The following is an 11,132-nucleotide window of genomic DNA, read 5'->3' on the forward strand; positions in this document are numbered from 1 at the left end:
GTTAAGTCCTTACGTTCACTCGAAAGAGTGCGGTAGCCTCAGCGGCCATGGCTGAGCCCGCGCTCAGCGGGGAGGGTCCTTGCCTTTGGCGATGCATGTCGTGGCTGGACCCGGTGAGTTAGGTGAGTCCGGCCCGGTCTACCCAGCCCCTGCGCCCGCCCCGAAGCCGCTCGCCCGCTCAGCGCTATCGAGGGGGCGCTCGCGCGGCTTCGCTGACCGCCGCGTTACAGCGTAAGGACGCGACCCCAGTGAAGGCATACTCCAGTGTCGCCAATCCCGTTTGGTTGGCCCGCCGCAAGCCGGTCTTCCAACCAAAGGCCGAACTCGCCAATTCGCCAGCCAACTCCACCAACGATTGTCTAAATCCGCTACCCAGGGCGGTTCGCTCGGGCTCGCTTGCTTGAGCACGGCACAGACGGGATCGCGAGCATGATGCCGCGGAATGGGAACGCATCATGCTTGGGCACGAGGGCCCGTGCCAACGCGCATCGCGCCAATCGGCGTCGTCACGTCCGAGATTCAGCACCGGCTGCTCGGCGCTTTTACGCTCGCATCATGGGCCGGCATGCCGCTGGCGATCCATGACGCGATGCCGCCGAGGCTGCTAGTTCATGGAAAGCGATAAGCACTAGATTAATGGGCAACCTCGTCGGGACCGAAAAGGGCGCTAAACCGGCTGGCTAGATCGATCCAGGGTGCCGCGTCTCCGCGCTCTGAAGCTATTCGAACGACCGTCGCCAGATAATCGGTAAAAGCCTTCAGTCTGATGGCGCCTTGCTCAGAAAGGTGGTCAATGGCGTCAAGCGGCTGGTGAACGGCAGCCAGCATATGTTGCACCAAAAGCAGTGAGGATGGGCAAGGGCAGTCGCTCTTACTCGCGAGGCGCCTGCACTCGCTGCAAAGCGGCGGAATGTCCTCTAAGGCTAGGTCGCCGGAAAGCCGTTGTATGAGATTGTCAGTGGCGTTCCACAAATTCGCTCGCATGCAGAACGGAATGCAGCGTGACCCCATGTTGGGCTAGCAGCGCCGTAGCTCCCTCGTCGCGGTCCACGAGGCAAGCAGCGTCACCTACAATGCCCCCGGCGCGGCGAACCTCTTCAATCGCCTTCAATATCGACTTGCCGCTTGTGGCAACGTCGTCAACGATCAGGACGACTTTTCCCTCGAGATCTTCTTTGGGCCCAAGACCTTCAATCACGTCCCTTGTGCCATGAGGCTTTGGAGTCTTGCGAACGAAGATCGTGTTTATGGGTTTGTTCATCGCCGAGCTGACAGCTGCCATCGATCCGATTACGGGGACCGCTCCCATTTCAAGGCCGCCGACGTACTCTGCTTTCACTTGCTCAGCGATTTTTAGGAACTCAAGAGCGGCAAGTTGCGCGCCTCGCGCCATCATCATGGTAGGCTTCATATTGAAATAGATGTCGCTCTCTATGCCCGACGAGAGCGTGTAGCGTCCGGATCGAAAAGAGCGCTCACGGACGATTTCGCGGAGTTCGTCCTTGTCGTGTTGGCTGGAATCAACTGGTCTGAATTTTGCCAGTGCCGCCATAGATCAGACCTCGCCCTAGGGAAAAAATTGGGTGCGGCATGCACCTAGTCACTACCGCTATGTGACTTATGCAAGTGTTCGCGGGGTGTGTCAATTAATGTCAATACCGGTGCGACCGTTTCGCGCAGATTTTTCCATTATCGTTATTGGGTGCCTAAAGCGTGATCACGGGTTTCCCTACGGCTGGGTAGCGTTGGCCACCCGCCCTTGCCCGATCTCGGCAGGCACGGCTTTTCTCGATGCGGGCCGTCTCTTTGAGGATTTGGGCGTTTCATCCTCGTCCCCTCGAGTTCCGCCTCGCTCGGCCCCGTTTGCGCCAGCTTCTTAACCAGGTTGCGCATGAGGTGAGCGTTTCGGCCGCCATGTCGGCCCGTGTCGCTCTTGTGATGACGAGTGGGCAAGGCCGCGCTTTTCGTGCAACCTCGTCGTAGAGGCGCGAGAGGTAAAGTTCGAGCCGCCGAGAATTTTTGTCATCAGCACGCGGCGCAACATTTCGGCTCGCTTCATCTGACGACGGTAGAAAGCAAAGTTCAAGGTAGGTCGTAGTCCACCTCCCTGCCGGCCGAGTCTTTACGGCGATATCGGCGACAGGGGCGAGCGTCTGCCTCTGAGGCAGACGCCGAACAGCAGGCCGAGCCTTACACTGATTTTGGTGACATTGAGTTCGCCGACACCCCTGAGATGGAGCCTATCACGGGCGGGAAGCGCCTTGTGGCAGAACTCGACAAGCGGCGCTACGTTCTGGACGCCGGCGTTGCTGACAGGACATCGAGGCGCCCGAAGGTTTCGATTGCCTGCATCAGCCGCGTTCCACCTGCCTCTCACCCTGGCAACCATTTTTCGTCAATCGATCGATCCCGGACGCCGTTGTTGGACTTCGCTGTGATCAAGATCCGCGGACCACTCTTGCTCCCTCGCGGGCGAACCGCGCTTTCCTTGCCGACCCCGCTCGCGGCTTCGGCGATCACCGCCACCTTGTCGATAAGCCGGCCACCGGCTCCCCGTCGCGCTGGTTCAACAAAATATCATTGTGAAAGTTCATGGTTTCTTCCTTTCCGATGGCGAGGCTCGGCTTCCGCGAGATAGTCGTGGACGACCTTCCCGAGCGCGAGCGTGAGATCGGCGACGAGGTGTACGGCCGAGACTACTTCCAGCACCGGCAGTTCGGCGACGGGGGCAAGCGCATGCGACCAGAGGTTCAGGGCTGCCGGGCCGGTCCAGGCGCCTCTCAGATCGATGTCCTCCAGGTGGTATTCCACGAGTTCGCAGATGCGCGGCGTGCCGTCGACATGCGGGATGATTTTGAGGAGGAAGTTCGGGTCGGCGAGCGAGGCCTTAACGCTCGCAAGGTCCGCGGCCCGGTGCTTGTAGCCCATCGTACCCGTCGCGACGCGGACCGGGCCGTAGTCCAGCGTGCCAACAAGCGTGTCCGTCTCTGTTCGGAGCGTTGGGCTGGCGAGCTTCTTGGGAAAGCCCCACAACTCGCGTCCGCCCGCTGTCGGCGGATGGTCGTCGAGAAACATGCAGTGGGTGTAGCTCCCCATGCGGCCGCAGAAGGAGACAGGGATGACCTGTCCGCTTTCCGTGTAGTCGCCGAAGCCCGTCGAGTCCGGCATGCGAATGAACTCGAATTTGACCAGAGGCTCGCACACCTGAAGCGGCTCCGGCACAAGGTCGCGCAGTTTTTGCGGATCGGTGCGATATGTGATGATCAGATACTCCCGGTTGCTGAAGCGATATGGGCCGGGTGGGTAGGCCGGGCTGGTCAGGGGCATGGCGAAAGCTCTCCCACGGACGGTATCTTGGTGCATGTTTGAAATTCCTTTGTGCTGGCTCAAGTGGGCTTAGATAGGTCTCGATGATGGCGGCGAGGCTCTCCGAGGTGCCTTCGTTAGCCTGGATGCATGGCGTGATCGCGCGTAGCCATTTTGCGCTGGGCCATTGCCTCGGGGCGCACTCATTGTATGGTCGCGGACGCGGTTCCATGGGTCCGGTTGTAGTCGAGAGGCAAGATTCGAGGTAAAGTGATTTTGTTCCTCATTTGAAGGCGCTGCTTCCCGTCTGCTCTCGTGGTAGGAGGAAGTGGAGTGGCGGCCAGCTCCGATTTCGCCTCATGGCGGGGTTTGCGGATCAACGCGCACGCGCCATGCCAAATGAGAATCGTTCGAGGCAAAGCGATAGATCTTGCTCAGCTACGTTACGCCTCCGACGTTGTCGGACATCGGATAGCGCCGAACAGGACCGCTTGCGGATTGGGAGGACGTGTCTTTTGCGCAAGAGGACCTCCGCCCCTCAGGCAAATAGCTCCGACCGGGGCGCTATGCTTCACCACCGTCGGCCCGGGAAGTAACGCTCTTTATGCCGAGGTGTTCTCCCACTGGACGCCGCGCATTCGCCATCATGTGAAAGAGTTCTACTGCTCGACGACCAGAAATTCTCGACCAGCCGGGGCCATGCGGCTAGGGCAAGGAGGCTCTGGGCCCAAAGGCAGGTTGACGTCGTGCGTACCCATTCGGCGCTGGTACGCCCGCAAGGTGAGCTGGACGCGCTCCGCCGGGGGAACGAGACATTTCAAGGGATCTTGCGATATCCGTCGTGTTAGCCTCGCCGTCTTTACCGGTGTGGTTCGAGGCGCTAGTCAGCGTGACGCGCCTTGCATAGTGCCCGATCACCCGAGAACGCCTGTGATCCATCGCGAGGAAATACAGCGGACCTCATTTGCTGGCAGAACGCCTATCCGACCCAAGTACCTTCTAATGGCGGCTGGCTATCCTGCGGCGCAGATTACTGCAGTCGCGCTCGAACGTGGGCAGGTAGCGTCGCTCGACGCCTGGCTGCAGAAGTGGAGGCAGCGAAGGGCATCCGATACATTGGTGCAGCATTACGTGCTGTCGGGGCTCAACGCCGCGCTGATTGAGCCCAATGCCGCCGACTTGCCAGCCGCGTGGTGATTTATGTCCACGAGGCAAGGATCCACACGCGGCGGTGGCGGCACGAGGACCAAGCCGCCCCGCACTTTCGACCCGGCGCCAAAGTGCCACTGCTCGAGGACGCCGGCCAGTCTAATGACAGGCGAGCCATCCAAGCTCTCACCTGTCCTAAAGCGGCTGGCTCAAGAGGGCGAAACCCGACAGCGGCAGAAGACATGTCAGGTCCACGACAATCGGCCGTGTTTGGGCTCGTGGAGAATTTTCAAAGCATTCCCCGCCGCTTACCGGAGCTGAGAGGGGTTGGCACGCCCATTGCTGCTTGATGGGCGGCAACACTGTGAGAGGGCTGAATCGCATGCAAACGCGCAAGACGAGCGATGGCCTCCTGATCCGTGTGTTGCGATTCTGACAGAGAAACCAACTACGCATAAAAGCCACGAAAGGTGTGGGTAGCTTTGGATAAGAACATCATGGAACTGCGTATGGGGTCCCCGGCTCCTCCGATCAAAGTGGAGAACTGGCTGCGTGGCGAGCCCGTCACGAACTTTAAGCCCGGCAAGGTCTACCTCGTTGAATTTTGGGCGACTTGGTGCGGACCATGTGTCGACGCCATGCCCCATTTGATTGAACTGCAGGAGAAATATAAAGACAGCGGATTTGAGATTATCGGAGTCGCAGCTTGCGAACAGGCTGCAACCGCGGACGAGGCGCGGACCAACGTGGATCCCTGGCTGACCGATAAGTTCCCGAATCTGAATTATCGTATCGCGTTCGATTACACTGGCGAAATGAACAAGCTCTGGATGGATCCCAGCTCTTCGATCGGGATTCCCACCTCGTTCGTGGTCGACCGCGACGGCCACATCGCTTTTATCGGCCACCCGGCGGAACTCGATGACGTTTTGCCGAAAGTCCTTAACGGCAGCTGGCGCAGCAGCTATGAAGCGAAAGCCGCCGATGCAAAGCGAATCGCGGATAACCAAAGTGAAGCGCGCGAAATGTCGCTTACCCGGCCGATATACGCCAAACTTAGGCCGGCGATGCAGGATGAGGATTGGAACGCGGCACTATTGGCCATCGAAGAAGGCCTCGCCGTGATGCCAGAATCTTATCATTTTCGGCAGATTCATGCGGATCTTGTGCTTCACAAGCTGCGCGACATCAAAACCGGCTTGCCGCTTATGCGCCAATTGGTCGAGGACGCGATCGACAAAAAGTTCGAAGCGATGTCTTGGATGGTCATGGCGCTGAACCAACTCTTCGATCCCACGATCGACAACTCCCATCTTCCGCATGATGATCGCTTTGCGATGGGCAACGAGCTCTCAGAACAGATCCTGGAACTTAATCCTCCGCAAGGCGACGGGCCCCTTAAGTTCCGTTGGTACATCCCGGTCGCTCAGTATTATTACGAGAGCGGCAACAAGGATCGCGCGATCGAGCTGATCGAGGTAGCAATCAAATCGCTGGACCACCCGGAGCCAATGCCGGACCACACCAAACAGCACTACCTCACCCCGTTGCTTCAAGCCCTGGCCAACTACACGGGTGAGCCCGCCTGTCACGCAGATATCTGTGTGGCTCCGCAAAATAAGGCTTTCGAAACTCAAAACGCAGTCACTTCCTGAGCAAAGTTCGCGAAGGGGATGACAATTGGAATTGAACACTGGCCAATCCGCCCATCGAGGCTCGCTTCGCAGCAAGTATGTCGATGCAGCAAGGGCGGGCGGCTTGCGGCAGGTTGGATTTCAATTGCGTTGACCACCGGTCGGATCGCGGCGCAGACGATGTGCGCCGCGAATTCGCGCCGTAGGTCTCGCACTCGTGGACATGTCGAGGTCGGCCACGGGGCACTCTTGGTTGGGGTTGACCCGCCCAAGCCATTCGTCGGCCACGCAAGTGGGCCCGGAGTGGGCATCGCAGGAAAAGGAAACCGTCCCTCGAAGACGAAGACTGAAATGAGGAACAACGAAATGCCTCATGCACCGGTTGGCCCTGCTGTCAACAAGGACGAAGAAGCCCTTGCTCGCCCGTTCGTCAAATGCCTTCTGCGGCTGATCCGTACTCAGGATTCCTTCGGCTTATGGGAAGGCAATTCGGACGCCGAGCTGCTGGCCGAATTCATCATCACCAAGGAACAGCAATGTGCGACCCCTCTCATCGGCCATCCTGATTCGGACGCGCTGTGGAGGCTCGACATGTTTTACACCGCCGTGGCGCTTGCGATTGAGGAGCGCTCCGGCGTGTCGACGTCGCCAATAATTGGAATGAAACCCCTGGGGGGTTTCGGCGGTTGGTCGTTCTATCGAGACGTCCACCGGTTCGGCTTCGAGACTTTCCGCAAACTGGCTGAGGCCGGTACGAAACTGGTCGACGATGCGACTGCAGCCATTGAAGCCTAGCCCGAGATGGCGCGCATCAAGAAAACCATTGTTCCAGGAAGGATCTATGTCAGACCTAGATAAGATGAGGAAGAAAGTCCGAAAGCTCCAGTTGCGTGCAGCTATTGCCAAGATGGCATTGCAGGACCTTGTCGAGGGTCTGCCGGGCAAGTGGGCCGACATACAGGAAGTCGCCGAGAAAACCCACGCCGTTTATGCCGAGTTGGATGTTGCCAAGAGAGAACTCGCTTCAATGAAGAATTTAGGATGATGCGCACATTCACCACCCGTGACGGCTCCATTTGGATGCCGTCGTACCTGACCTTCATCGATAGCAAGACCTGCATCGGCTGCGGCCGTTGTTTCAAGGTCTGCTCGCGCGATGTGATGCATCTTCACGGCGTCGATGACGCGGGTGAAATCCTCGGCCCCTGCGATGACGAGGACGACGATTTCGACGGCGAGCTCAATCGCATGATCATGGTTGTCGACAATGCCGGCCGCTGCATCGGCTGCGGAGCCTGCGGCCGCGTCTGCCCCAAGAACTGCCAGACGCATGTTGCGGCCGACGAGCTCGCAGCATGATCAGGCCGAAAAACCAGGAGAACGGCGTTGCACTTCACATCCTTTTGTCGGCTCCTGGGGCTGGTCCTGTGCAGCAATGCTTTGATTGTTTACGTCGCTTTGGATTCGCTCCGTCTGGCAGTCGTCACGACGCTGGCCTGTTCGCTGCTGCTTCAGGCCTGCTATTTCGGCAGCGTGCTCTTTCTGATCTGGCAGTCTAGCCGCGCTCGTGGAACTCGCCTCAGCCGCCAGCATGTCGATGGTTCCAGGAAAGCTTCGTACCAGTCGTCTGACTCTGATCAACTGCGGAATGCAATTTCAGCTGTGTCCCGGCTTGGTCGAATGCCCAGCATGTGCTGCTGCTTTGATGCGCGGATGACAGGATCAGTGCTCAGACCCACACCAATTTTGGTCCCCCTCTGATGACTGAGCTGATCGTATAGGGAATCTGTGTTCGGCTAACACGCGACCACATTCGGTTTGTCCTTAGGCCGGGAGATGCGGGTGGTTGGTCGATTAGGCACATAAGAGTCATCGCAGCACGCCGGATGCGGTGTGCTTGTCGCAATGACAAACTCGGTGCTGCACTACCGATGAACGACTTCTGCACCCGCTTCGAAAGACGGGTGTCTTTGATCACACATACCCTTGGGCTGACCGGTGCGTAGCCGGTTCAGGTACTTTTTTGCTGGAGATAGCATGCTGGAAAAATTCGAACGTTATCCGCTCACCTTTGGACCCACGCCGATCGAGAGGCTCGACCGCCTCGGCAAGCATCTGGGCGACAAGGTGGAAATCTACGTCAAACGCGAGGACTGCAACTCCGGTCTCGCGTTCGGCGGAAACAAGCTGCGCAAGCTCGAATACATTGTGCCCGACGCGATCGCGTCAGATGCCGATACGCTCGTCACAATCGGTGGCGTGCAGTCCAACCATACGCGCATGGTCGCTGCGGTCGCCGCCAAGATCGGCATGAAATGCCTCCTGGTCCAGGAGAGCTGGGTCCCACATGATGATGCCGTCTACGACCGGGTCGGCAATATCCTCTTGAGCCGCATCATGGGGGCAGAGGTGCGCCTGGTTGACGAGGGCTTTGACATCGGCATCCGCCGCAGCTGGGAAAAGGCACTTTATGAGGTCAAGGCAAGGGGCGGCAGGCCATATGCGATACCTGCCGGCGCCTCTGTCCACAAATACGGCGGCCTGGGCTATGTGGGGTTCGCTGAGGAGGTGCGTGCCCAGGAAGAGCAGCTTGGGTTTGCCTTCGACTATATCGTCGTCTGTACGGTGACTGGTTCAACCCACGGCGGCATGCTCGTCGGGTTCGCCAAGGATGGTCGACAGCGCAACGTGATCGGTATCGATGCCTCCGCCATGCCCGCCAAGACCAAGGCGCAGGTGCTTGGCATCGCCCGAAATACAGCGAAGCTCGTCCACCTCGGAGCGGAAATTGTCGAGGAAGACGTGGTGTTGTTCAAGGACTACGCGTACCCGGGTTATGGCGTTCCATCGGAGGAAACCAAAGAGGCAATCCGTCTGTGCGCGCGGCTCGAGGGCATGATTACCGATCCCGTTTACGAGGGCAAATCGATGCAAGGGATGATCGACCTCGTCCAGAGGGGCTTCTTTCCAGATGGATCGAGGGTCCTCTACGCACATCTAGGCGGCGCGCCGGCGATCAACGGGTACGGCTACACCTTTCGCAACGGCTGACGTTCGGCAGACTGCGATTCCGCGGTCGCGCTCGAACGTGGGCAGGTAGCGTCGTTCGACGCTTGGCTGGAGAAGTGGAGGCAGCGACGGGCATCCGCTAATTGGTGCAGCATTACGTGCTGTCGGGGCTCAACGCCACGCGGATCGAGCGCAATGCCGCCGTTGGCACCGGGAGGCGAATTATGACTCCGGGGCAAGAATCCACACGCGGCGGTGGCGGCACGAGGACCAAGCCGTGGAGTTCGCGCTTTCGAACTGGCGCCAAACTGCCACTGCTCGAGGACCGAGGCCAGTCTAATCACAGGCGAGCCGTCCAAGCTCTCAAGAGTGATAGGGCGAAACCCGACAGCGGCAGAAGACATGTCGGGTTCACGACAATCGGCCGTATTTGGGCTCGTGGAGAATTTTCAAAGCATTTCCCGCCGCTTACCGGAGCTGAGGGAATTGGCACGTCCGTTGCAGCTTGATGTGCGGCAACACGGTGAGAGCTTCGCTGAAGCAAGCCAGAGGAGCGATTGCCTCGAGATCCGTCTTCCGATTCTACAGAGAAACCAACTCGCGACAAAAGACACGAAAGGTGTGTGATAACTTTGGATACGAACATGGAACTGCGTATGGGATCCCCGGCTCCTCCGATCAAAGTGGAGAACTGGCTGCGTGGCGAGCCCCTCACGAACTTTCGGCCCGGCAAGGTCTACCTCGTTGAATTTTGGGCGACTTGGTGCGGACCATGTGTCGACGCCATGCCCCATTTGATTGAACTGCAGGAGAAATATGAAGACAGCGGATTTGAGGCGGTCGGAGTTGCCGCCTGCGAACAGGGTCCAACCGCAGACGAGGCGCGGACCAACGTGGATGCCTGGCTGACCGAGAAGTTCCCGAATCTGAATTATCGTATCGGGTTCGATTACATTGGCGAAATGAACAAGCTCTGGCTGGATCCCAGCTCTTCGATTGGGATTCCCACCTCGTTCGTGGTCGACCGCGACGGCCACATCGCTTTTATTGGCCACCCGGCGGAACTCGATGACGTTTTGCCGAAAGTCCTTAACGGCAGCTGGCGCAGCAGCTATGAAGCGAAAGCCGCCGATGCAAAGCGCATCGCGCATAACCAACTTGCAGCGCGCGAAATGTCGCTTACCCGGCCGATATACGCCAAACTTACGCCGGCGATGCAGGCCGAGGATTGGACGGCGGCGCTCTTGGCCATCGAAGAAGGCCTCGCCTTGATGCCAGACTCTTGTGAGTTCCGGCAGATTCATGCGGATCTTCTGCTTCACAAGCTGCGCGACATCAAGACCGGCATGCCGGTCATGCGAGAATTGGTCGAGGACGCGATCGACAAAACGTCCGAGGCGGTGTCGTGGATGGCCTTGGCCCTCAACCAACTCTTCGATCCCACGATGGACAATTCCCATCTTCCGCGCGCGGAGCGCTTTGCGATGGGCAACGAGCTCTCGGAACAGATACTGACATTAAATCCCCCACAAGGCGATGGCCCGTTTAAATACCGCCGGTACCTCCCGGTAGCTCAGTATTATTACGAGAGCGGCAACAAAGATCGCGCAATCGAGTTGATCGAGGTGGCACTGAAATCGGTGGACCGTCTGGGGCCAATTCCGGACCACACCAAACAGTACTATCTTACCCCATTGCTCCAAGCACTGGCCAACTACACGGGTGAGCCTGCCTGTCACGCGGATCTTTGTGTGGCTCCGCAAAACAAGGCACCCGAAACTCAAAACGCAGTCGCTTCCTGAGCAAGAATCGCGAAGGGACTGACAATTGGAATTGAACACTGGCCAATCCGCCCATCGAGGCTCTCTTCGCAGCAAGTATGTCGATGCAGCAGGGCGGGCGGCTTGCGGCAGGTTGGATTTCAATTGCGTTGACCACCGGTCGGATCGCGGCGCAGACGATGTGCGCCGCGAATTCGCGCCGTAGGTCTCGCACTCGTGGACATGTCGAGGTCGGCCACGGGGCACTCTTGGG

At 58.7% G+C, this 11,132-nt stretch carries 10 protein-coding genes; 8 read left to right on the top strand and 2 right to left on the bottom strand.

What is annotated here, in order from left to right; genetic code table 11:
* Positions 1-955: 955 nt before the first annotated feature.
* Together pyrE and EN846_RS31025 are read right to left on the bottom strand one after the other, a co-directional pair.
* Positions 956-1,552: an orotate phosphoribosyltransferase gene (pyrE, locus tag EN846_RS31020; RefSeq protein ID WP_029356507.1), complete on the bottom strand. Its 597-nt coding sequence runs from the start codon at positions 1,550-1,552 to the stop codon at positions 956-958.
* 1,025 nt (positions 1,553-2,577) lie between these two features.
* Positions 2,578-3,363 carry an acetoacetate decarboxylase gene (locus tag EN846_RS31025; protein WP_029356505.1) on the bottom strand — a complete coding sequence of 262 codons (786 nt, stop codon included), beginning with the start codon at positions 3,361-3,363 and terminating at the stop codon, positions 2,578-2,580.
* A 945-nt stretch (positions 3,364-4,308) separates the two neighbouring features.
* On the opposite strand from EN846_RS31025, the gene EN846_RS31030 reads away from it, so the two are divergent.
* The 8 genes from EN846_RS31030 to EN846_RS31065 all read left to right on the top strand — a co-directional run bounded on the left by EN846_RS31030 (position 4,309) and on the right by EN846_RS31065 (position 10,900).
* Complete coding sequence (locus tag EN846_RS31030; RefSeq protein ID WP_029356503.1) at positions 4,309-4,503, top strand: hypothetical protein; 195 nt, start codon at positions 4,309-4,311, stop codon at positions 4,501-4,503.
* Between the two features lie 449 nt (positions 4,504-4,952).
* On the top strand, positions 4,953-6,110 hold the full coding sequence (locus EN846_RS31035) for a TlpA disulfide reductase family protein (protein WP_135914089.1): 1,158 nt from the start codon (positions 4,953-4,955) through the stop codon (positions 6,108-6,110).
* Between the two features lie 330 nt (positions 6,111-6,440).
* On the top strand, positions 6,441-6,884 hold the full coding sequence (locus tag EN846_RS31040) for a DUF269 domain-containing protein (RefSeq protein ID WP_245466523.1): 444 nt from the start codon (positions 6,441-6,443) through the stop codon (positions 6,882-6,884).
* 46 nt (positions 6,885-6,930) lie between these two features.
* Positions 6,931-7,134 (top strand): CCE_0567 family metalloprotein, encoded by a 204-nt coding sequence (locus tag EN846_RS31045; protein ID WP_029356497.1) that lies wholly within the window; start codon positions 6,931-6,933, stop codon positions 7,132-7,134.
* Positions 7,131-7,448: a ferredoxin III, nif-specific gene (fdxB, locus tag EN846_RS31050; RefSeq protein WP_189523724.1), complete on the top strand. Its 318-nt coding sequence runs from the start codon at positions 7,131-7,133 to the stop codon at positions 7,446-7,448. Before EN846_RS31045 ends, fdxB begins: the two co-directional genes overlap by 4 nt.
* A gap of 81 nt (positions 7,449-7,529) precedes the next feature.
* Positions 7,530-7,850 carry an exopolysaccharide production repressor protein gene (locus EN846_RS31055; protein WP_281015797.1) on the top strand — a complete coding sequence of 107 codons (321 nt, stop codon included), beginning with the start codon at positions 7,530-7,532 and terminating at the stop codon, positions 7,848-7,850.
* 276 nt (positions 7,851-8,126) lie between these two features.
* Positions 8,127-9,140, top strand: coding sequence for a 1-aminocyclopropane-1-carboxylate deaminase (locus EN846_RS31060; protein ID WP_127285954.1), 1,014 nt, complete (start codon positions 8,127-8,129; stop codon positions 9,138-9,140).
* A 602-nt stretch (positions 9,141-9,742) separates the two neighbouring features.
* Positions 9,743-10,900 carry a TlpA disulfide reductase family protein gene (locus EN846_RS31065; RefSeq protein WP_127242104.1) on the top strand — a complete coding sequence of 386 codons (1,158 nt, stop codon included), beginning with the start codon at positions 9,743-9,745 and terminating at the stop codon, positions 10,898-10,900.
* The last annotated feature ends 232 nt before the right edge of the window (positions 10,901-11,132 follow it).

Source organism: Mesorhizobium sp. M4B.F.Ca.ET.203.01.1.1 (assembly GCF_004791025.1).
GTDB classification, from domain to species: domain Bacteria; phylum Pseudomonadota; class Alphaproteobacteria; order Rhizobiales; family Rhizobiaceae; genus Mesorhizobium; species Mesorhizobium abyssinicae.

Excerpts from the sequence above, each read along its gene's own strand:
- pyrE (WP_029356507.1), bottom strand. The coding sequence starts at position 1,552 with ATGGCGGCACTGGCAAAATTCAGACCAGTTGATTCCAGCCAACACGAC.
- EN846_RS31025 (WP_029356505.1), bottom strand. The coding sequence starts at position 3,363 with ATGCACCAAGATACCGTCCGTGGGAGAGCTTTCGCCATGCCCCTGACC.
- EN846_RS31030 (WP_029356503.1), top strand. The coding sequence starts at position 4,309 with ATGGCGGCTGGCTATCCTGCGGCGCAGATTACTGCAGTCGCGCTCGAA.
- EN846_RS31035 (WP_135914089.1), top strand. The coding sequence starts at position 4,953 with ATGGAACTGCGTATGGGGTCCCCGGCTCCTCCGATCAAAGTGGAGAAC.
- EN846_RS31040 (WP_245466523.1), top strand. The coding sequence starts at position 6,441 with ATGAGGAACAACGAAATGCCTCATGCACCGGTTGGCCCTGCTGTCAAC.
- EN846_RS31045 (WP_029356497.1), top strand. The coding sequence starts at position 6,931 with ATGTCAGACCTAGATAAGATGAGGAAGAAAGTCCGAAAGCTCCAGTTG.
- fdxB (WP_189523724.1), top strand. The coding sequence starts at position 7,131 with ATGATGCGCACATTCACCACCCGTGACGGCTCCATTTGGATGCCGTCG.
- EN846_RS31060 (WP_127285954.1), top strand. The coding sequence starts at position 8,127 with ATGCTGGAAAAATTCGAACGTTATCCGCTCACCTTTGGACCCACGCCG.
- EN846_RS31065 (WP_127242104.1), top strand. The coding sequence starts at position 9,743 with ATGGAACTGCGTATGGGATCCCCGGCTCCTCCGATCAAAGTGGAGAAC.